The 21044-nt window shown below is 37.7% G+C and carries 20 protein-coding genes; 19 read left to right on the forward strand and 1 reads right to left on the reverse strand.

The features are described from left to right. Window positions 1–53 precede the first annotated feature (53 nt). The 10 genes from argF (at window position 54) to AC012T_RS23810 (ending at window position 10861) form a co-directional block, all read left to right on the forward strand. On the forward strand, window positions 54–998 hold the full coding sequence (argF, locus tag AC012T_RS23765) for an ornithine carbamoyltransferase (protein WP_487061345.1): 945 nt from the start codon (window positions 54–56) through the stop codon (window positions 996–998). 154 nt (window positions 999–1152) lie between these two features. After that, window positions 1153–1758 (forward strand): transcriptional repressor LexA, encoded by a 606-nt coding sequence (gene lexA, locus AC012T_RS23770; RefSeq protein ID WP_323311514.1) that lies wholly within the window; start codon window positions 1153–1155, stop codon window positions 1756–1758. A gap of 173 nt (window positions 1759–1931) precedes the next feature. Continuing rightward, window positions 1932–3413: a DNA phosphorothioation system restriction enzyme gene (locus tag AC012T_RS23775; RefSeq protein WP_487061347.1), complete on the forward strand. Its 1482-nt coding sequence runs from the start codon at window positions 1932–1934 to the stop codon at window positions 3411–3413. Window positions 3414–3688: 275 nt separating this feature from the next. Beyond that, window positions 3689–3862, forward strand: a complete 174-nt coding sequence (locus AC012T_RS23780) for a hypothetical protein (protein ID WP_413172680.1) — start codon at window positions 3689–3691, stop codon at window positions 3860–3862. After that, entirely contained in the window at window positions 3859–5934 is a 2076-nt protein-coding gene (locus AC012T_RS23785; RefSeq protein ID WP_487061349.1) for an AAA family ATPase, read from the forward strand. Before AC012T_RS23780 ends, AC012T_RS23785 begins: the two co-directional genes overlap by 4 nt. Window positions 5935–5939: 5 nt before the next feature. Further along, on the forward strand, window positions 5940–6581 hold the full coding sequence (locus AC012T_RS23790) for a Uma2 family endonuclease (protein ID WP_487061351.1): 642 nt from the start codon (window positions 5940–5942) through the stop codon (window positions 6579–6581). A gap of 171 nt (window positions 6582–6752) precedes the next feature. Continuing rightward, window positions 6753–8645, forward strand: a complete 1893-nt coding sequence (locus AC012T_RS23795) for a DUF3370 family protein (RefSeq protein ID WP_487061353.1) — start codon at window positions 6753–6755, stop codon at window positions 8643–8645. Window positions 8646–8737: 92 nt separating this feature from the next. Beyond that, window positions 8738–9319 carry a Uma2 family endonuclease gene (locus AC012T_RS23800; RefSeq protein ID WP_487061355.1) on the forward strand — a complete coding sequence of 194 codons (582 nt, stop codon included), beginning with the start codon at window positions 8738–8740 and terminating at the stop codon, window positions 9317–9319. Window positions 9320–9384: 65 nt separating this feature from the next. Continuing rightward, the gene (locus tag AC012T_RS23805) at window positions 9385–9861 is read left to right on the forward strand and encodes a DNA phosphorothioation-associated protein 4 (RefSeq protein ID WP_487061357.1); all 477 of its coding nucleotides are present in this window, start codon (window positions 9385–9387) and stop codon (window positions 9859–9861) included. Window positions 9862–9880: 19 nt separating this feature from the next. Then, complete coding sequence (locus tag AC012T_RS23810; protein ID WP_487061359.1) at window positions 9881–10861, forward strand: HNH endonuclease; 981 nt, start codon at window positions 9881–9883, stop codon at window positions 10859–10861. Here AC012T_RS23810 and AC012T_RS23815 read toward each other — a convergent pair whose 3' ends face one another. Continuing rightward, window positions 10862–12460, reverse strand: a complete 1599-nt coding sequence (locus AC012T_RS23815) for a DGQHR domain-containing protein (RefSeq protein ID WP_487061361.1) — start codon at window positions 12458–12460, stop codon at window positions 10862–10864. Between the two features lie 179 nt (window positions 12461–12639). Between AC012T_RS23815 and dndC the strand changes: the two genes are divergently transcribed. From dndC to AC012T_RS23860, 9 genes are all read left to right on the forward strand, one after another. After that, window positions 12640–14265, forward strand: a complete 1626-nt coding sequence (gene dndC / locus AC012T_RS23820; protein ID WP_487061363.1) for a DNA phosphorothioation system sulfurtransferase DndC — start codon at window positions 12640–12642, stop codon at window positions 14263–14265. A gap of 150 nt (window positions 14266–14415) precedes the next feature. Next, window positions 14416–16404 carry a DNA sulfur modification protein DndD gene (dndD, locus tag AC012T_RS23825; RefSeq protein ID WP_487061365.1) on the forward strand — a complete coding sequence of 663 codons (1989 nt, stop codon included), beginning with the start codon at window positions 14416–14418 and terminating at the stop codon, window positions 16402–16404. A 30-nt stretch (window positions 16405–16434) separates the two neighbouring features. After that, window positions 16435–16713, forward strand: a complete 279-nt coding sequence (locus AC012T_RS23830) for a hypothetical protein (RefSeq protein ID WP_487061367.1) — start codon at window positions 16435–16437, stop codon at window positions 16711–16713. A 106-nt stretch (window positions 16714–16819) separates the two neighbouring features. Further along, window positions 16820–17215: a DNA sulfur modification protein DndE gene (gene dndE / locus AC012T_RS23835; RefSeq protein WP_487061369.1), complete on the forward strand. Its 396-nt coding sequence runs from the start codon at window positions 16820–16822 to the stop codon at window positions 17213–17215. Between the two features lie 94 nt (window positions 17216–17309). Then, window positions 17310–18602 carry an AmpG family muropeptide MFS transporter gene (locus tag AC012T_RS23840; RefSeq protein WP_487061371.1) on the forward strand — a complete coding sequence of 431 codons (1293 nt, stop codon included), beginning with the start codon at window positions 17310–17312 and terminating at the stop codon, window positions 18600–18602. Next, a complete protein-coding gene (locus tag AC012T_RS23845; RefSeq protein ID WP_015216822.1) occupies window positions 18587–18988 on the forward strand; it encodes a hypothetical protein in 402 nt (133 codons plus the stop codon). The genes AC012T_RS23840 and AC012T_RS23845 overlap by 16 nt, the downstream gene beginning before the upstream one ends. A 91-nt stretch (window positions 18989–19079) precedes the next feature. Continuing rightward, window positions 19080–19247, forward strand: coding sequence for a hypothetical protein (locus tag AC012T_RS23850; RefSeq protein WP_487066782.1), 168 nt, complete (start codon window positions 19080–19082; stop codon window positions 19245–19247). Between the two features lie 50 nt (window positions 19248–19297). Further along, on the forward strand, window positions 19298–19825 hold the full coding sequence (locus AC012T_RS23855; protein ID WP_487061373.1) for a GNAT family N-acetyltransferase: 528 nt from the start codon (window positions 19298–19300) through the stop codon (window positions 19823–19825). Window positions 19826–19920: 95 nt separating this feature from the next. Continuing rightward, window positions 19921–20679 carry a HEAT repeat domain-containing protein gene (locus AC012T_RS23860; protein WP_487061375.1) on the forward strand — a complete coding sequence of 253 codons (759 nt, stop codon included), beginning with the start codon at window positions 19921–19923 and terminating at the stop codon, window positions 20677–20679. The last annotated feature ends 365 nt before the right edge of the window (window positions 20680–21044 follow it).

Genomic DNA, 21044 nt, shown 5'->3' on the forward strand with positions numbered 1-21044 from the left:
TGACGCGGCTGAGTAAAAATACAGAAAAACATTATTATTTACAAATCATCAGCATGGCAGAATTGATCGGACGAGATTTATTAGGTCTGGCAGACCTTAATTCCACAGAACTGCAAGAGCTTCTGCAATTAGCAACTCAACTCAAGTCACAAAAGCTACAGTTGCAGTGTAATAAAGTGCTGGGGTTATTATTCTCCAAAGCTTCAACTCGCACACGAGTTAGTTTTACGGTGGCTATGTACCAACTGGGTGGACAGGTAATTGATCTTAATCCCAATGTAACTCAGGTGAGTCGTGGGGAGCCTCTTCAGGATACTGCAAGGGTGTTAGATCGTTATCTGGATATTTTTGCAATTCGTACTTTTGCCCAGGAAGATTTGGAAACTTTTGCCAGCTATGCCGAAAGTCCTGTAATTAATGCACTGACAGATTTAGAACATCCTTGCCAGATTTTAGCCGATTTATTGACTATTCAAGAATGTTTTGGTGATTTATCTGGTCTAACTTTGACTTATGTGGGTGATGGGAATAATGTTGCTAATTCCCTCATGCTGGGTTGTGCTTTGGTGGGAATGAATGTGCGGGTGGCTTTTCCTTCGGGATATGCTCCAGATGCAAAAATTGTAGAAAAAGCTAGGGCGATTGCGCAAAGCGCACGCTCCGTGAACGCTAATAATAAAACAGAAGTTGTTCTCACCCATGACCCCAAAGCAGCCGCAGAAGGCGCACACATTCTCTATACTGATGTTTGGGCAAGTATGGGACAAGAGGCAGAAGCTGATAATCGGCTTCCTATTTTCCAGCCTTATCAAATTTCTCAACAATTATTGAGTCTTGCAGATCCAGACGCAATTGTTCTACACTGTTTACCAGCACATCGCGGTGAAGAAATTACCGAAGAAGTAATCGAAGGTTCCCAATCAAAGGTTTGGGATCAAGCCGAAAATAGATTGCACGCTCAAAAAGCTCTACTGGCAAGTATTTTAGGGGCTAAATGACAGGTAAAAGCTAAAAAATTGCAAGTAAATAGGCAAAAGCAAAGTCAGTTATTTCTCTTTTGCCTTTTAAATTTTTAAGTTTTATCTTGTTAAGGGAAGATTTTTGTAGTACTAATGTTCTAGGGACATTTATAATTACTTCCCCACAAAAATTATGGAAAGACTAACAGAAGCTCAACAAGAATTATACGAATGGTTGACAGAATATATCAGAATGAATGAGCATTCGCCTTCTATTCGTCAAATGATGCAAGGAATGAACTTGAAATCACCTGCACCGATTCAAAGCCGTTTAGAGCATTTACGCAATAAGGGATATATCGAGTGGAAGGAAGGGAAGGCACGAACAATTCGGGTTTTGCGTCCTGTGAAGCTAGGTGTGCCGATTTTAGGAACTATTGCTGCTGGTGGTTTAATTGAACCTTTTACGGATGCTGTAGAGCATTTAGATTTGGCTAATTTATCTTTACCTCCCCAAAGTTATGCGTTGCGGGTGACTGGGGATAGCATGATTGATGATTTAATTGCTGATGGAGATGTGGTGTTTTTGCGTCCGGTAGCTGAACCAAATCAGTTGAAAAATGGCACTATTGTGGCTGCCAGAGTTGAAGGACACGGTACAACTCTAAAACGTTTTTATCGTCATGATGATCTTGTGACGCTCAAACCAGCAAATTCTAAGTATAAACCGATGGAAATACCTGCAATACAAGTACAAGTGCAAGGTTCTCTGATTGGTATTTGGCGAAATTATAACTGAAAAATGGTGATGGGTGATGGGTAATGGGTAAGAGTTTTTCCAATTACCAATCACCAATAGGACTTATGCACGATTCACGGAATAACCAACTACAGAGGACGCAGAGAACAGGTCGAAATAAAATCTTGGGAGAGTTTTTGTATAAGTCCTAACCAATTACCAATCACCAATTTATGTATATAACGCGAAAACCAGTGCAGAAATTGCCTTTTTTCTCTCTCAAGTTACCTTTTGTGGGGGAGAAGAAAGGCATTTATCAAGTTAAGCAACCTTTACCAGGATGCCCAAAAATGCCGTTATCTCTGCAATTGCGGGGATATCAACGTCAAGCTATTACTAGCTGGTTTGCTAATAATGGCAGAGGGACGCTAAAAATGGCTACTGGTAGTGGTAAGACGATTACTGCATTGTCTATTGTTTGTGAGTTATATCAGCAGATTGGGTTACAAGTCTTGGTGGTGGTATGTCCCTATCGTCATCTTGTGACTCAATGGGCAAGAGAATGTGAGAAATTCAACTTAATTCCGATTTTAGCTTTCGATAATTTACGTAGTTGGCAAAGTCAATTATCAACACAAATTTATAATTTGCGTTCTGGTTCTCAAGGTTTTGTGACGGTGATTACTACTAACTCGACTTTAATTGGTGATGGTTTCCAGTCGCAAGTTAAATATTTTCCACCGAAGACTTTAATTATTGGTGATGAAGCACATAATTTAGGTTCACCCAAGTTAGAGGAAAGTTTACCCCGGAAGGTGGGTTTGCGTCTAGCTTTATCGGCGACACCGGAACGGTATTTTGATGATGGTGGGACACAATCTTTATTTGATTATTTCGGAGTTGTTTTACAGCCTGAGTTTAATTTGCAGGATGCGATCGCACAAGGAGCTTTGGTACACTATCTTTATTATCCGGTTTTGGTGGAGTTGACTGAGGCAGAAAGTCTTGCCTACCTTAAGTTAACAAAAAAAATTGGGCGATCGCTTCAGTATCGAGAACGGGAAAATGGTGATGTTGGAGATTTTGAAGACAACGAAGATATCAAATCTTTATTAATGCAACGTGCTAGGCTAATTGGTGCAGCAGAAAATAAATTAACAGCTTTGCGAGAATTAATGGCAACTCGCAGGGATACAAGCCATACTCTATTTTATTGTAGTGATGGTTCTCCAGAAACTGGACATCATTCATCTCTGCGTCAACTCAAAGCGGTGGCGAAAATTTTGGGTGTAGATTTGGGTTATAAAGTCAGCACCTACACGGCACATACTTCTTTACAAGAACGAGAAAAGTTACGTTGTCAATTTGAAAGTGGAGAATTACAAGGTTTAGTTGCGATTCGTTGTTTAGATGAAGGTGTGGATATTCCTGCTATTCAAACTGCGGTGATTTTATCAAGTTCGGGCAATCCTCGTCAATTTATCCAACGTCGCGGCAGAGTTTTACGTCCTCATCCTGGTAAGGAAAGAGCGACAATTTTTGATATGATTGTTTTACCTCCAGATTTGGATAGGGAAACTATTGAGGTGGAGCGAAATTTGTTAAAGAAGGAATTACGGCGTTTTGTTGAATTTGCTGATTTAGCTGATAATTCTGGGGAAGCTAGGATGAAGTTATTGGCTTTGCAAAAAAGGTATGGGTTGTTGGATATTTGAACCGCAAATAACCGTAGATGTTTTATTGGCGGCGCAAAAAATTCTGAACCAGTGTTGCTAAAAGCTGTCGCTTGGGGTATATTAATATAATGGGATGTAAGTTAAATTTTTATTGAGGCACGCATTCTCATTATAAAAATATCACACCTAGCGCCGCAAGTCAACCCCGTTTAACCCCAAAAAAAGATTTTTTTTCAAATTCGACGTAAATTTACAGTTGTATTCATAGTATCAGAACTGGTTAAAATAGGATAAAAATCTATTGCCGTATTGAGATGATACCAGAATCAAATATTGAAGATGTCCAAGAACCAATTAACAGCGCACCACCAGAAGTAAAACAAATAATTGAAAAAGTATGGAGATTAGAGAAAAGCAGATTAGATAGAAAAAGCAAAGGACATATTAACGATGATATTTTAATAATTGTCAAGGAAGCAGTGCAATGAAGCTAACTTCCATTAAACTATGTAATTTTCGTTCCTTTTATGGAAAAACACCAGAAATCACTTTAGCTGGTGGAGATGTTCGCAATACTACCATGATTTATGGGAGTAACGGAGCAGGTAAAACTAGTTTCTTGAATGCGTTTACCTGGGTTTTATATGAAAAATTCAGTGCTGCGTTTGCTTCCACAGAACAGTTAGTCAATAAAAGAGCGATCGCAGAATCTCAACCAGGAGATCCTGTAGAATGTTCAGTAGAAGTTGGTTGGGAACACGAAAGTAACCGTTACCGTGCTAAACGTGGTTGTCGGGTTTATAAAAATCAAAGTGATTTTATTGAAGCTGGTAAAACTCAGTTAACCATGTGGTTAGCTGGAGATGATGGTCAATGGAAGATTCCCAATCAATTACCAGAGGAAATCATTACTCAGATTTTACCAGCCAGTTTGCATCAATACTTTTTCTTTGACGGTGAACGCATTGAAGAAATCGTGCGTTCTGATAATAAAGCGGAAATTGCAGAAGCAATTAGAACGTTTTTAGGTGTGGAAGTGATTGAACTTTCTATTAGACATCTCAAAGATGCTAAAAAATCCTTAGAAACTGAGTTAAAACACATTGGTGACGCAGAAACTAAACAGTTTTTGACTCAAAAAGAAAAGCTAGAATTAGAAATTGAAACCATTAACAAACGTCAAAACGAAATTAATCAAGAGTTGGAATGTCAACAGACATTTAAAAAAGAAGTCAGTAATAAATTACGAGAACTAAGTGCTGTTAAAGAATTGCAGGAAAGAAAGCAAAACTTAGAATCTCAAAGAGATAGTTTACGGGATGAATTGAAAAAAGCGCGGGAAACTTTGAGAAAAGCTATTTCTGCACGAGGTTATACTGTTCTTTTATCAGAGACCACCGCTAAGTTTCGGGAAATATTCACAGATTTAAAACAAAAAGGTGAATTAACAGCAGGGATTTCACGAGAATTTGTCAATGATTTACTCAATAGTGGACGTTGTATTTGTGGTGCAGATTTAAGGGAAGGAACTCATACTCATTTTCATGTTAAGAATTTAATGAGAAGATCAGGTTCTTCGACTGTGGAAGAAACTGCAATTAGAATGAGCGCACAAGTTGACGAAATTGACAAACAAGCACTTGCATTTTGGGAAGAAGCAGATAGGGAACAAGCAAGAATTCAACAATTCAGGGAAAATTTAAATCAAGTTGAACTGGAATTAGATGGTATTCAAGAACAACTGCGAAAAAATCCCCATGAAGAAATTAGTAGTTTACAAAAGCGTTTAGATGTAATTGAAGCCACAATTGATGAATTAAATCGAGAACAAGGTGCTAATCAACAGGAAATTTCTCACATCAAGACAAATATTGATACTTTAATCAAACAAATATCTAAGCAAAAACAAAATGAAGAAAAGCAATCGTTAGCACAGCGTCGCATTAACGCTACCCAAGATGCAATTGAACGTTTATCAGAAGTTAAAAACCGTCAAGAAAACCAGTTTCGTTTGCAATTAGAACAGCGAGTACAGGAAATTTTTTCGGATATGTCTTTTACTCCCTATATTCCCAAAATTAGCGAAAAGTATGAATTGAGTTTAGTTGAAAATACCACAGGAATAGAAGCATCCGTCGCAGCTTCCACAGGAGAGAATCAAATTCTCAGTTTATCTTTTATCGCTAGTATTATTGATAAAGTGCGTGACTGGAGTGAGAAGCGAAAAATGATTATGCTTCCTGAAAGTAGCACTTTTCCTATTGTCATGGATTCTCCTTTTGGGAGTTTAGATGCTAATTCCCGTCGTCATATTGCTCAAACTATTCCTAAGTTAGCAAATCAGTTAATTGTCTTGGTGACTCAAACCCAATGGAGGGTAGAAGTTGAGGAGGAAATTGCTGATAAAATTGGTAAAGAATATGTGTTGGTTTATTATTCTTCTAAACCTAATTGTCAGCAAGATGATATTCAGTTGGGTAGAGAAAGGTATTCTTTGGTAAGACAGAGTTTGAATGGTTTTGAATATACTGAAATTATGGAAGTGGAAAGAGAGAGGTAAATTTTATGGTTATTGCTAATTTACCGAATATCGTCACAGATACCTGGTTCAACGTAAATGGGGATGAATTTATGGAACTTGTTGAACATCCTGATTATCAACAAGGGAAATTTTATTATGATCAGAATTACATGAGGATTGAAATGTCACCAGTTGGTTCAATTCATGGAAATACTAATAATGTTGTTGCAAATGTTGTGAATTTTTATGCGACATTGAAAAACATTAAAAGTAAAGGATGGGTAAATACAAGTTTTCGTAGAACAGGTTTAGGGGAATGTCAACCTGACTTGGCTTTTTATATTGGTGATAATGTGAATTTTCCACCTTTGAATAATTCTCCTGTCAATATTAATGAGTTAGCAGCACCAACTTTGGTTGTAGAAATTGCTGCTTCTTCTATTAATGATGACTTGGGTTTCAAGCGGTTACTTTATGAAAGATTGGGTGTAAAGGAATATTGGGTAATGGATGCTAATAATAATGATATTATTGCTTTTGAAATATCTGATGGTGGAAGTAGGAGAATTGAGGAGTCAAAGGTTTTACCAGGGTTACAAATAGCTACTGTTCAAGAAGCTATTCAACGTAGTCTCACTCAAGATGATCGTGAATTTAGTCGTTGGTTATTGGGAATTTTTAGTTGATATAGGATTACTATTTGATTTTTGAACAGGATTAGGTATTGTAGGGTGCGTTAGGATGAAATCCGTAACGCACCGTTTTCAAGGGTTTGGTGCGTTACGCTGTCGCTAACACACCCTACGGATATTTCCAATAATCAAACCGGATTCCTATATGTCTCACGCAAAGAAAGAATGTTATTGAGAAATTTTTTATTGGTTGTTAGCTTATGTTTTTTACCTTCTCCCGTTTTGGCTTTTTCTGATACTCAAAACTATTGGGGTAAAGATTGTATTCAACAATTAGGAGAAAGAAAGTTACTAACGGGTTATCCTGATGGTAGTTTTCGTCCTAATTCAACTGTTACTCGCGCAGAAGCAGCGGTTTTAATGTTAAATGCTTTTCCGAATGCAGCCATAAAACAGGATTCTGTAATATTTAAGGATGTATCTAGCAATTATTGGGGATATAAAGCAATTAATACTGCTTATCAAAAAGGGTTTTTCTCTGGTTATCCCGGTAATATTTTTCAACCTAATCAAGCAATTCCTAGAGCGCAAATTATTGGTGTTGTCGCTGGTGGTAAAAATTATAGTTCTGTATCTAATTCAGCGCAGATATTACAACGTTATTTTGAAGATGCTAATTTAATTCCTAATTATGCTCAAAATTCTATAGCTGCGGGGACTATTAATAGTATTGTTGTCAATTATCCTGATGTCAAAAAGTTAAAACCTCAAGATACTGCTACTAGAGGTGAAGTTGCTGCTTTAATGTGTCGAGCGTTAAATATTTACGCTGTCCCTCCTCAATATATTGCTGGTGTGGAAGTTCAACCGCAAGAGGTACGCGCTTTACCAGGAAAACTTGATTCTGTTCCTACTTTTAATAGTAATAGTCCTGAACTTGTTGATACTGATGGAATTTTACTTTCAACTTTTTCACCAGCAGGGAAAAAAAGCCAAGAAGCGCATTTAAATTATCCCTTTCAAGGGAGATTTGATGTATTTTCTCATCATATTGTGAGAGCAGAAACTACATCTCAAAATCGTATTGTTTTTCAGGGTCTAATTGTTCATAATCCAGGAAAAGAAGCAGTAACATTGCAAGTTTTACAAGCTGCTAGTTACCTTTCACAGGAAGCACCGTTTATTAATCTGCCGGATATGGTGGATAATGCCCAAAGTACGGTTTATGCCGGCCCTGGTAGTCGGACTATGAATGATGTGTTACGAGGGGTTAAGCAAAAGATATTTCCTGAAAAATTGGTGATAAAACCAGGGGAAAGTCAAATTTTAGCTAATTTACCGATTGGGGTTCAAGCACCTTCTTCCAATGGTCGCACGGTGATGATGCGGTTGAGTAGCGATCACCCCATCTTTATGGCAAACTTAGCTATGAGAAGCCAAACTCCCCCCACCCTAACACAATGGCTACAGCTTTTAGATACAGGCAATTTAGCAAGAAAGCGTGACCCTATCCCCACTCCTTTAGACCCTCCCAGAGAACCAACAGTATTTAGTCGTGTTGCTGGTGTATCCCAAGGGACAAAATGGGAAGCAAATATTACAGATAATCCAAACGCAGCTAATTTGAGTTTACCTCAACCAGGAAAGTCTTTTTCCTATCCTTTAGGAACAGTTCATTTAATTACACTCAGCACAGGACAAATACAGAGTGCGGAAATGTTAAAACGCTATAATGATACGGCTTATTTTGCCCATAGCAACTACGGTGTAGAATATAATTTGACCTTACCTTTATACAATTCCAGCAGTCAAAATCAAACTGTAGCCGTATCAATTCAAACACCTCTTAAAGATGAAGGTGGAACAGATAGATTGTTATTTTTGAAACCACAGGTAGAACAAATATTTTTCCGGGGGACTGTGCGAGTGCGTTATACCGATGATAATGGAGGAGAAAAAACCCGCTATGTCCATTTAGTACAGCGTCGGGGACAACCTGGGGAAGCTTTGGTAAAGTTGAATTTAGCACCAGGTGAAAAAAGACAAGTTCAGGTAGATTTTTTGTATCCTCCTGATTCTACTCCTCCCCAAGTTTTGACAGTGAAAAGTGAGGGTTAAATTTATAAGTACAGTAGGTTGGGTTGACGCAAGGAAACGCAAAATTATTAATTTATTTCACGCAAAGTAAGGAGGTAAGGAGGTGAAAAGTTATGGTTGCTAGTTCAGATAGAAGTCATAAGAGTCCTTTGGAGTATTTGGAGTGGGAGGAACAGCAAGATATTAAATATGAATATATCAACGGTGAAGTTTTTGCTACGACTGGGGAAACCATTCCCCATACTACTATTGCTTTAAATTTGGCTTCTGCGTTAAAAAATCATTTGCGTAGGAGTAAATGTCGTCCTTTTATGGCAGATGCTAAAGTGGGTATATCAGAAAATGGTCCCTTTCATTATCCTGATGTCATGGTAAGTTGTGATCAACGGGATAAACAAGCAATTAAGTTTATTCAATATCCTTGTTTAATGGTTGAAGTGCTTTCTCCGAGTACGGAAGCTTATGATAGGGGGGGTAAGTTTCAACAATATAGAAGGATTGAAACTTTACAAGAATATGTTTTAATTAGTGCTGATAAAATCGGTTTAGATTGTTTTCGCTTAAACGAGAAGGGTTTATGGGAATTACATCCTTTTGTTGAGGGGGAGGAGGTTCATTTCACAAGTGTTGATTTTACGTTTCCTCTGTCTCTGGTTTATGAGGATGTTTTCTCATTTTTTTACGCAGAAACGTAGAGGAAAGCAAGAGTATGGTATTAATAAATTAGGTTTGAGATATTTAGGGTGTATATTTTATAATTATGGCAGAAACTGGTAGAATCAGAGTTGCTAAAGATAAGGCTGATTTGGTGAAAAGTTTAACTTCTTCAAATGGGGGAACTGGTCCTTTTCAGACTTTTGCTGATGTGATTGTTTTTGCTGCTGCTTTGGGTGTAAAGTCTAAAAAGCGTGTTTCTTTGGGGGAAATTTCTAAACGTGAACCATCACCAATTCCTCAAGAACAATTTATTGTTAGAGGCTATGATACGATAATAAATCTGTTAGGACTCATTGAAACTGAAGATATAGGAATTTTATCTTTTAATGATGGGAATAATAATGAAAAGCGTAATCATATATTTGAAGAGTATGCTAATGGTGGTTTGGAAATATTAGAAGTAGAAATTCGAGGTGCAATAGATTATTCAGATCGCATTTTATTATTTCTCAATTCTGAAAGGTTTAATGAAAAATTTGAAGGTGAAGATTATGATTTAAGAAGATTTATATCATCGTAGTAATAGGTAATAAGTAAAAATGAGTAAAGTAGAACAATCATACAATCAGAAAAATTTAGCTTATTATTGTGAATGTTTTTCTAATCTTAAAGTATATAAAACTCAGGAAAAAGGTGATGCACTAAATAAGCCAATATTACTTTTGTCCGTAATTGATTTAATTACACAAAATGTAATAACAGATAAAAATATTTATATTTCTGATGACTTAATTGAGACATTTAAAAAGTATTGGCAGGTAATCGCATCTAGCCCTTTTAAAGGTAGTGATTTTGCCCTTCCTTTTTTTCACTTGAAAAACGATAAATGTAAATTTTGGCATCTCAAGTATAGTTCTGAATATGAGGGTGGCCGTCCTCAATCAATTCCTAAAATTAGAGATGATGTTAACTATGCTTTTCTGGATGATGAACTTTTTACTTTAATACAAGATGAAAGTACCAGAAAAGAATTAATTGATGCACTTATATCAAGTTGGCTTTCATCTGATGAAAATGAGATAGGAGAAATTTTAAAAATTAATGAAAATTTTCAAAATGAATCCTTAGAACAAGAAACTATAAACGAATTAACAGATACATTAGAAACTATTCCTAAATGGAAGTTAAAAAAAACACTGATTAGAAATGCTTTTTTTAGAAAAGCTGTTGTTTCTGTATATAATTGTCAATGCGCTTTTTGTGGATTAAAAGTTACTAAAACTGGTAATCAAAATATTGTTGACGGCGCACATATAAAACCATTTTCTGCTTTTTATGACAGCAGAATACATAACGGAATAGCACTTTGTAAAAATCATCATTGGGCTTTTGATAGAGGTTGGTTTGCTGTTGATGAAAAGTACAAAATTATCGTTAGTAAAGAATTAGAAGAAGTATCCCCCCACGCTAAAACAATAACAGAATTTCATGGGGAAGTACTCATACTACCTAAAGTAGATAAATATTTTCCAGATATTGAAGCTTTACAATGGCACAGACATCATATATTTCAGCCATAATTATAAAATAACTGGCAGTCCTACGTCTTGCGGTTTTACTAACTTACCATCAAAACCTATGGTTTGTTCTTCGATAGTCCTAGCATTAGCTAAAGCTTTACGTAAAGCAGTAACTTCCATTTTTTCACTCATTCCCCCCAAAATATAAATTAATAACTTCACCGCTAAATCTTTTCCTGCTACCTGTACCCGTTTCTTATTTGGGTCATAGAGAACCCCATACCATAAAGATTGAGGATATTCCATACCACTAAAACCACCTTGACGGTCAAATTTCTCCAACTTCTTAAAAATATCCGTCAAAGCAAAACCTTTTTTAAACACCAAAGTTCCCAAAGCTTGTGCTAAAGCAACTTGAGAAACCGGACGGAATAACATATTTCCCTCACCTCCGTCTTTCTCAAAATTGAACCGACGCAAAACAGTTGTATCTTCGTGTTCCAATACTTTATAACTGGGAAGATTAGCTAAATTATCGAAAAGTAGTTTAAAATCTTGAATTCCTTCCTGAATTTCTTCATTTTCGGGACGCATAGGAATTAAACCTTTTTCCAACGGTTTCCAGTGGGGGAACTTTTGACCCAAATATCTTTCCGACATATCTTGTAAAGCTTGCAGGGTCGTCAAAACGGTAGAATTAGCAGCTACTGTTGCACTATTCCAATTCACACGCGGATTTCGATTTGGTTTTTGTTCTAATAGTGGATGTGTCACTGCAATTTTTCGCGCTACAATAGCAAAACCATCATCTTCATTTAATTGTGCTAACTGACCTTTAGTTAAAGGTGCGGCCATTAAATTTACATGAACAAAAATTGATCTTACCCGTCGTTTTGCTTCCGTGTGAGTTTCTCCAGTATTCACCGCACAAATAAATTCAATCCCAATTTTTTCTTTAGATAAACTTTGTAAATAAGTAGGTTCTACTTGATATTTATCAATCAAATCAGACAAAGTAATAAAACTATCATCAGCAGTTTTATCTTTTTTATAACGTTGGAGTTTACCAGATTTAATTAACTCCATTAAACCCTGTACACCCATTAATCTATGCTGACCATCTAAGGCATAAATTGTCACATTTTCTTCAGAAATATTCAGTAAACCAACTTTTCCATCTTTATCTAAGGGTATAAAATCCGTAGTTGCTTTTTTAGCCCGTCCTTGACTATCCCACTCCGCTGCTTTGGGGTTATCTACCCAAGGTTGATTAATTACCACCAACACAGCGGGAAATTTATGATTTTTTCTCGCTGCTAAATACTGTACTAATGGTGCTTGACGTGACCAGTCAATGGGACGTTGTTGAATTTCATCAATACTATCAGCATCAATTTCAATATTCTCTGTCTCTGGGTTGTATTTTTTTTGCAGCAGGGGTAAACCAGACGCAAAATGTACCCTTCCCGCGAACCATTCCAATGTCACAGAACCTATATAAGCCTCAGTACCACCCATTTCGGTTTTTTGAACAAGAATTTGGTCTTTCTTCTCTAAAAACCTCTCTAGCAGTAAAGCTAATACCTGTTTATCCTTATTTTCCCGTTCTAAATACTCGTTAGCGAGTTGATTATTTAGTGCTTCTGTACTATCATTCATGTTAATTTTTAAAAACTTAGTAACTGACTCTTGCTTTATTGTCCAAAAAAATAGATACTAGTAAGGCAATTTTTAAAAATGATTTGCACTTATAACTAGGTTTATTTATATACTAAATGATTCTATTCCCACGTAGGGAAGTCTTGAATTTATATCCATGTATCCACAGGTAGGGAAAAATGACTACAGCACAACAGCCAGAAAATAAAAATCAGCCGAATCGTACTGTAGCAGAGTTAGTGGAGTATATCCAAGCTTTGACGACAGAAATTCAAGAATTGTATTGTTTAGATCAAATACCTTGGGTAGTAGGCTATTCAGGTGGAAAAGACAGTACTGCTACTTTACAGCTTATTTGGAATGCAATTTCTGAACTTCCACCGGAAAAGAAAACTAAGCCAATTCATGTAATTACAACAGATACCTTAGTAGAAAACCCTGTAGTCTCTGTTTGGGTACGCAACTCTTTAGAACGGATGAGAGTTGCCGCTGAAGAACAAGAAATGCCAATTCAAGCCCATCTGCTTTATCCTGCAATTAAAGACACTTTTTGGGTGAACTTAATAGGTAAAGGCTATCCAGCACCACGTAATCGTATGCGTTGGTGTACGGACAGATTAAAAATTAAACCCACTGACAGCTTTATTCGAGAAGTAATTCAAACTAACGGTGAAGTAATTCTTGTATTGGGTACTCGTAAATCGGAAAGTGTCAAACGTTCTATCACAATGGCTAAACACCGAGAATGGCGGATACGCGATCATATGAATTTGAATCCAAATAGACCCAATTCTATGATTTATCTTCCTATTGAAGATTGGCGTACTGATGAAGTTTGGATTTATCTAAATCAGCTTCAAAATCCTTGGGGATATAGCAATAAAGATTTATTCGTAATGTATCGAGGTGCAACAGCAGATAATGAATGTCCCCTAGTAGTTGATACTTCTACACCTAGCTGTGGCGATTCTCGATTTGGTTGCTGGGTATGCACAATTGTTAGTAAAGATAAATCAATGGAGGCAATGATCCAAAATGATGAAGAAAAAGAATGGATGCAGCCTCTATTAGATATTCGTAATGAATTAGATATTAAAGATGATAGAAGTAAAAGGGATTTTCGTCGTATCTGGGGAGAGGTTCAATTATTTGAACGTAATATAGATGGTGCAACATCTATTGAACCAATTCATGGACCATATACAAAATATTGGAGAGAATATTGGCTAAGACGAGTATTAACAGCGCAAACACAAATCCGTGAAACAGCGCCGAAAAATATGGGTGATATTACTCTAATTACTCTAGAAGAATTAAGTGCCATTCGCAGGATATGGTTAGAAGACAAACACGAATTTGATGATAGTTTACCCCGTATATATGAAGAAGTCACGGGAGAAATATTTAAAGATCCCCGTCCTGGTGCAGATCAAAGCATACTCGGTATTGATGAATGGGAAATATTAGAAGAAATCTGTGATAGTGACGGAATGCATTTGGAATTGATGGCGAAATTATTAGATACAGAACGGCAGTTTAAGAAAAAAACTCGTCGTGTGGGAATCTACGAAAGCCTAGAAAAATGTTTTAATACAAGTTCCCGTTCTCCAGAAGCAGCGATTAAAAATGCCCATTTAAAACGGGATTTACGACAAGCAGCTTTAGACGGTGATGTGGCAACAGTTAGGGAAAAAGTGAAGCAGTTAACTTTAGGAGATGCACCTGATAAGGAAGAGACTAAACCACAAACTTGGGCTAGTTTTAAGTTTTCCAAAAAGAATGTAAATGATAATCCAGAAGCATAGAATATCCTCTCTATCCTCGTTCCTAGCAAGAGGCTAGAAATGTCAATTATGAGGTTCTACCTCATTTAATTATAGCAGGGGCAGAGCCTCTTGAAAGCATTCCCTGTCAGAGCCAGGGAACGAAATTAATCTAAAATCCAAAATTGCATAATGATATTCCTCGAATTAGTATTACAAAATTTCGGTCCATACTCCGGTAAGCAAGTCATCAATCTAAACCCGAAAATTGATGAGGATAATGTACGCCCAATTATCCTTTTCGGAGGAATGAATGGTGGGGGAAAAACTACCCTTATGGATGCTATTCGTCTGGCTTTATATGGACAACGCGCCCAATGTTCAACTCGCGGTAATCTTAGTTATAGTGATTTTTTAAATCAATGTGTAAATAGTAAGGCTGATCCTATAGAAAAAACTCGTATTGAGTTGGTTTTTGAACATATTGAAGAAGATAAACCTGTTAGATATCGTGTTGTTCGGACTTGGGAAAAAAATCCTAAAGATGGTAAAGACCATTTAGGGATTTTAGGTGATGATGAAACTTGGCCGATTGATTCATTGGTGAATATCTGGGATGAATATATAGAAAATATTTTACCTTTAGGGATTTCTAATTTATTTCTCTTTGACGGTGAACAAGTTAAGGAACTTGCAGAACAGGAAATACCTCCGCCAATTGTTGTTGATGCTATTAATGGACTTTTGGGTTTAGAGTTAGCAGATAAGTTAGCAATTGATTTAGAAATTTTAGTAAATCGCAAAAAACGAGAATTTGCAGATAATAAAGATTTGGCTAAATTAGAAGAAATTGAAACCCGACTCAATGAAAAACAGGAAGAATACGAAAATAATCAGAAAAAACTAGCAAATCTGAATATTGAAGTTACAGAATTAGAAAAGATTCATGAAGAAGCTTTAGATAGATTTGTGAATGAAGGTGGTAAAATTGCTGCTGAACGTAGCCAATTAGAAAGAGAAAAGGAAGATAAAATCAAATCTGGTAATAATATCCGTGAATCTTTATGTGAATTAGCATCTGATGTTTTACCTTTGGCGTTAATTAGTTCTTTATTATCTCAAGTCCAACACCAAGGAGAAAAAGAACTTAAAACTCAACAAATTCAATTAGCTAAGGATGTATTAATTGCTAGAGATCAAAGATTACTTAATTGGCTGCAAAATTTAAATCTGGAATCTAATAAAGTTACTAATATTCAATCTTTTTTGGCTGAAGATATCAATAATCTATACACAAATAATGTCTCAACAGAAAATACTTGGTTAAATGGAGATGAAGAAAGTTTAAGTTTACTTGACAATATAACTTATCGTTTGCAGGTTGCCGAAAGTACAGCCCAAAAGCAGTTAGATGAGTTAAATAATTATGAGGAAGAAATACTCACTTTAGAAAGACAGGTACAAACTGCGGCTGCACCGGAAGAATATACAAAGTTACAAAAAGCAGTCAAACAGGCGCAAACTGAATTTAATAAGATGCAATCTCAGGCTGAATCAATGAGTCGGGAATTGATAGAATTAGAGGCAGAAATCAAAAAATTAAGACAAGAACTAAACGAATATACTGTAGAAAATCTGAAATATAAAGATAGTGAACATATTATTAATTCGGCTGCAAAAGTACAAGCAACATTAAAGATGTTTCGAGAAAGATTAACTTTGAGAAAATTGAATAAATTAGAAGAAGAAGTAAAAAACTGTTTTTTGTATTTATTGCATAAATCAGATTTAGTACATCGTATTGCTATTGATAGTAAAACATTTGGATTATCTTTATATGATTTAAACGGTAAACCAGTTCCCAAACATCGACTTTCAGCAGGAGAAAAACAACTATTAGCGATCGCATTTTTGTGGGGATTAGCCAAAGTATCAGGAAGACGCTTACCAGTCGCCATTGATACACCCTTGGGAAGACTCGACTCCTCGCACCGCAACAACCTAGTAGAAAGATACTTTCCCTCAGCCAGCCATCAAGTCATCCTCCTTTCCACCGACACCGAAATCGGCAAAAAAGAATATCAAAACCTCCAAGAAACCGAAGCCATAGCCCGCGAATACCTACTTCAATACAACTCCGGTAAAAGAGAAACAACAATTAAACCCGGTTATTTTTGGTAAAATATCATCTAGTATTCCACAGATTTAAATATGACAACTCCTTTACTACCAACCTTACATAATTTACCTGCTACCTTACCCTTAGAAGGTGCTATCAGAATCGAGTTACAAGAAGGAACACCTATCTTTCGTGCTTCTAGTAGTGTACAGAATCGCATTGAAACATTACTCTTGCAACAACAAGATTCTCAACTTACACCTGAAGTAGAACAAGAATTAGATAGTTATGAAGAAATAGATGATTATCTCAGTTTTCTAAATCGTATAGTTCGTAATCTAGCCAAAAATGCAAACGACCAAACTATATAAAATTAGCAAATTTAAAACTTTTGATTTATTTCTTCCTTTGCGTCTTTGCGCCTTTGCGTGAGACTTAAATGTATTCCTTTATTACTAATCATCAATCACCAAAATCATGGAATCACCAATAGAAAGAATTAAACTTTCCCAAACAGCCAAAGAACAACTTCTCAAACTCAAACGCAGCACAAAAATCGACCAATGGAACATATTATGTCGATGGGCGTTTTGTCGTTCCCTTGCAGAAACAACCGCACCATCACCCGTACCTATACCCCAAGATAGCAACGTAGAATTGACTTGGCGCGTTTTCGGTGGAGAAATATCTGATATTCTGCTTTTAGCCCTGAAACAACGCTGCTATAACGACGGATTAGATACAGATAGAGAAACCCTAATTACGCAATTTCGCTTACATTTACATCGGGGAATTGGTTATTTAGCAGGTGATCAGAATATCAAGAAAATTGAAGATTTAATTCAACTAGCTACAAAGAAAGTAAGATCCTGATTTTGCAATGTTAATTGGCGTGTAGGCAAGCAAAGACATAGCCAATATGGCAAGATAGCTGCAACTCTCTCAGGCGAGAAGGCAATTTAAACTAATGAATCCAGTTCAATCGCTACTGCAAGTTTTCGGTAGCCGGAAAATGGCTGCTCTGATATTACTAGGGTTTTCATCTGGTTTGCCCTTGTTTTTAACCAGCAAGACTCTACAAGCTTGGATGACCGTTGAAAACGTAGATTTAACCGCCATCGGCTTATTTAGCCTGGTAGGTGTGCCATATTCATTAAAATTTCTCTGGTCGCCTCTGTTAGACTGGTTTACGTTGCCGTTTTTAGGCAGACGACGGGGTTGGTTAATTACAATTCAAATTGGGTTATTAATAGCGATCGCTTGCATGGCATTGCAACAGCCCAAACAAGCCCTCCAACTGTTAGCCATCAACGCCGTAGCGATCGCATTTTTAAGTGCAACCCAAGACATCGCCGCTGACGCTTACCGCACCGACGTTCTCGAACAACTAGAAATGGGTGCAGGTGCAGCAGTATTCGTCTTAGGTTATCGCATCGCCCTCTTACTCACAGGCTCTTTAGCCCTGATCCTTGCCGATAACATCCCCTGGTCATCAGTATATTTACTGTTGTCAGCAGGCATGGGAATAGGGATCATTGCCACCTTATTTGCACCAGAACCCAAAGAAGTCAGTCCCCCAGAATCCTTAACTGCAGCCGTCATCTTACCCTTTGGGGAATTTATCCAGCGCCAGGGTATCCTCCAAGCCTTACTAACCCTGCTGTTTATCGTCCTCTATAAACTCGGCGACTCCTTTGTCAACAATATGTCCACGCCTTTTCTACTACAAACAGGCTTTACCCAAACCGACATAGGAGCAATTCAAGGCGGCATGGGATTGATAGCCACCATTGTTGGCACACTGGCAGGTGGAGCATTTTTGAGTAAAATTGGTCTGAATCGCTCACTTTGGGTATTTGGAGCATTGCAAGCAGTCAGCAACTTAGCTTATCTTGTACTTGCACAAGTTGGTAAAAACTACCAAGTTCTCCTACTAACAATTAACATCGAGAATTTTTGTGCAGGATTAGGAACAGCAGCCTTTGTCGCCTTCTTAATGAATATGTGTAATCAGCGTTATTCAGCCACTCAGTATGCTTTACTTTCTAGTTTTATGGCCGTAAGTCGTGATATTCTAGTTGCGCCAGCAGGTTCCTTAGCAAAAAATACAGGTTGGCCTTTATTTTTCGTCATTAGTATCATTGCTGCTGTACCGGGATTAATCCTGTTACCATTTTTCGCCCCCTGGAATCCAAAGCCAGAGGCAGTCACCAGACCAGGAATTGAGCCAGAAGAAGAGGATATATGGGGAACCAAGTAGTTATTCTTGTCGGTACATTCGTCCTCATCGTCACAGGGTTACTACTGGGTTACGTACTTTCCCAGTTAGTTTTAGGATTTCTGGGGTTTAACCTCCTCACTCTCCTAGGCACAATCAGCTTGATTTTAATCTTTGGTACACTCTATTACGTTTTATTTTGGCAGTTACGGCGAGAACCTTCACAGCCCTTCAAAAACGGCATACCCAAACAAGTAGACGAAGAAGTCACTGGTAACTACCTAAAAAACCGACTCATAGCCCGCTTATCTGGCGATGTTGCCGCTGCGGAGAGATTAATTGAGCAAGCCAAGCAAAATTATCCTGGTATGCCTGAAAATTGGTATTGTGAGAGGGTACTAGATGATTTGGATCGTGAACAGCGGTAAGTATTAAGTACTGAGTACCGAGTACAGAGTACAGAGTGTTTTTCTCAACTAAATTTTTTAGAAAATCTCTAGCTAACTAAAACCCATACTTATGATGGCTATTTTTCGTCAATACATTGCCCCTTTAATTGCTGTGCTGATATTTACCTTCGCCTTAGTCGCAGTCAGCGCTCGCATTTTTCTACCTTCCGATATGGCAGCACCTGCACCAATTGGTATGGTAATTCGTAATGGGCTACGCCCCGCTGCGCTAACGTAAATTGGGTTATTAACCTTACCATCTCCCTCATCCTCCCCATTTCCCAAATTTTGACTCTCTTACTACCCGGCTACCACATTCGTCGAGGCTCAACTGTAGATAGGGCAATTCTGGTCAAGTTCATGCAACAAACTTACCAGGAAATGTTCTCTCATCAAGATTTTTCACATCTAGCTCTAACAGTTGAGCAATATTTCTCTACTGAAACCCCTTTATGGTGGGTAGATGAAGAAGCAGAGAAGCAGGGTGCAAGGGAAGAACCACCTATCACCAATTACCTGTTACCAATTACCAATCATCAATCACCATCTCCCATAGCTTGTCTATGGGTAGGCAATGCTATAGATCAAATAAAGGGCGATCGCCATACTCACATTTTTCTCCTCTACGTTGCCCCAGAACATCGCCGTCGAGGAATTGGTACAGCCTTGATGAATCATGTAGAAAATTGGGCAAAACAAAAAGGCGATCGCCAAATCGCTCTGCAAGTCTTTCAATCCAACACACCCGCATTACAGCTTTATCATCACCAAGGTTATCAAACACAATCCCTATGGATGGTAAAACCACTCCATTAGCCTGTACAATTATTTAACTAATATCTATCAGGGTTTTTCTTGTTGGTATAGGGGGTAATGAATTGATCCCTCGCGGCGATTAAACCGGAATAATTATGTACGATGAAGATGACCTAAGCCTGCTTGATGCCGAAGTGGAGCTAGAAAGCCCCCTAGACCGCATAGAACCACTTACTGCTGAATCAGAAGTGGCAAAACCCGATCCTGAATTAATGCTGGCACTCCTAACAAATCCTCAGTCCCAACAAAGAATGTTAGCGGCGCGGGCTTTCTGTGATATCGAATATGAAAAAGCAATTCCCCATCTCATTAACCTCTTAACCGATAACTGTCCCTTAGTTCGAGTTAGTGCAGCCTACGCCCTGGGACGAAATCCCAGTCAAGATGCAGTCGAGCCATTAATTACTCAACTCCATCGAGATTGGAATGGCTATGTAAGAAAAGGCATAGTTTGGGCTTTAGGCAACTGTCGCGATCGCCGTTCCTTAGCACCCCTAGCAGAATCTTTAAGAACCGACATCTCCGCAGTCCGTCTTTGGGCAGCCAGCGGACTTGCCCAGATGGCAGGAGTAGGTTATGAAGCCGTAGTGGGAGCAATACCCCCATTAATTGAATCTCTAGTTCAAGACCCCATAGCCGCAGTTCGCAGCAACTCCGCTTGGTCTATTGGTCAACTTTGTAAAGAACTACCTTCCAACGTAGTTTATGCCACAGCCATAGATGCCTTAATTCAAGCCTTTGCTGAAGACAAAGACTTAGGAGTAAGAGAAGATGCCAAAGCATCACTCCTGGGAGTAGGAGACCCTCGTGGGTTGCAATTAATTGAAACCCTAGAACAAGAAGGCTGGTTTTAATAGTTAGGGCTTGCTGAGAAAGTCTTCTCGTCGAGACAGGCAAAAGGCAAGAGGCAAGAGGCAAGAGTTTGGCCTATGTGTTGGTAACTCATTTTTCCCTATTTCACCCCCACAATCCTCAATTTTGCCACTCCTCTTTTGAAAATCCTTGCATCTCGTTTTTCTATTTTTCACCTCAATCCTTTGGTTTATCTAAACAACAATCTTATGTTTGTCGTTCTTATGAAAATCAAAGAACTAGAAGAAGACATAGTGCTTTTTGGATAGGTTTGTATGGTTCTAGTTAGATAGTTTCTATGAATGAGTGTCGAGAATTGGTCTTGGAGATGATGGCTTTAGTTCCCAATAAGATGCCATTTTATCAA

The organism is Anabaena sp. EIM26, assembly GCF_057568715.1.

Coding starts and splice junctions, on each gene's coding strand:
- AC012T_RS23845 (WP_015216822.1), top strand. CDS start 18,587: ATGGGGAACCAAGTAGTTATTCTTGTCGGTACATTCGTCCTCATCGTC.
- AC012T_RS23785 (WP_487061349.1), top strand. CDS start 3,859: ATGAAGCTAACTTCCATTAAACTATGTAATTTTCGTTCCTTTTATGGA.
- AC012T_RS23805 (WP_487061357.1), top strand. CDS start 9,385: ATGGCAGAAACTGGTAGAATCAGAGTTGCTAAAGATAAGGCTGATTTG.
- dndD (WP_487061365.1), top strand. CDS start 14,416: ATGATATTCCTCGAATTAGTATTACAAAATTTCGGTCCATACTCCGGT.
- dndC (WP_487061363.1), top strand. CDS start 12,640: ATGACTACAGCACAACAGCCAGAAAATAAAAATCAGCCGAATCGTACT.
- dndE (WP_487061369.1), top strand. CDS start 16,820: ATGGAATCACCAATAGAAAGAATTAAACTTTCCCAAACAGCCAAAGAA.
- AC012T_RS23830 (WP_487061367.1), top strand. CDS start 16,435: ATGACAACTCCTTTACTACCAACCTTACATAATTTACCTGCTACCTTA.
- lexA (WP_323311514.1), top strand. CDS start 1,153: ATGGAAAGACTAACAGAAGCTCAACAAGAATTATACGAATGGTTGACA.
- argF (WP_487061345.1), top strand. CDS start 54: ATGGCAGAATTGATCGGACGAGATTTATTAGGTCTGGCAGACCTTAAT.
- AC012T_RS23795 (WP_487061353.1), top strand. CDS start 6,753: ATGTTATTGAGAAATTTTTTATTGGTTGTTAGCTTATGTTTTTTACCT.
- AC012T_RS23780 (WP_413172680.1), top strand. CDS start 3,689: ATGATACCAGAATCAAATATTGAAGATGTCCAAGAACCAATTAACAGC.
- AC012T_RS23810 (WP_487061359.1), top strand. CDS start 9,881: ATGAGTAAAGTAGAACAATCATACAATCAGAAAAATTTAGCTTATTAT.
- AC012T_RS23850 (WP_487066782.1), top strand. CDS start 19,080: ATGATGGCTATTTTTCGTCAATACATTGCCCCTTTAATTGCTGTGCTG.
- AC012T_RS23815 (WP_487061361.1), bottom strand. CDS start 12,460: ATGAATGATAGTACAGAAGCACTAAATAATCAACTCGCTAACGAGTAT.
- AC012T_RS23790 (WP_487061351.1), top strand. CDS start 5,940: ATGGTTATTGCTAATTTACCGAATATCGTCACAGATACCTGGTTCAAC.
- AC012T_RS23840 (WP_487061371.1), top strand. CDS start 17,310: ATGAATCCAGTTCAATCGCTACTGCAAGTTTTCGGTAGCCGGAAAATG.
- AC012T_RS23800 (WP_487061355.1), top strand. CDS start 8,738: ATGGTTGCTAGTTCAGATAGAAGTCATAAGAGTCCTTTGGAGTATTTG.
- AC012T_RS23860 (WP_487061375.1), top strand. CDS start 19,921: ATGTACGATGAAGATGACCTAAGCCTGCTTGATGCCGAAGTGGAGCTA.
- AC012T_RS23775 (WP_487061347.1), top strand. CDS start 1,932: ATGTATATAACGCGAAAACCAGTGCAGAAATTGCCTTTTTTCTCTCTC.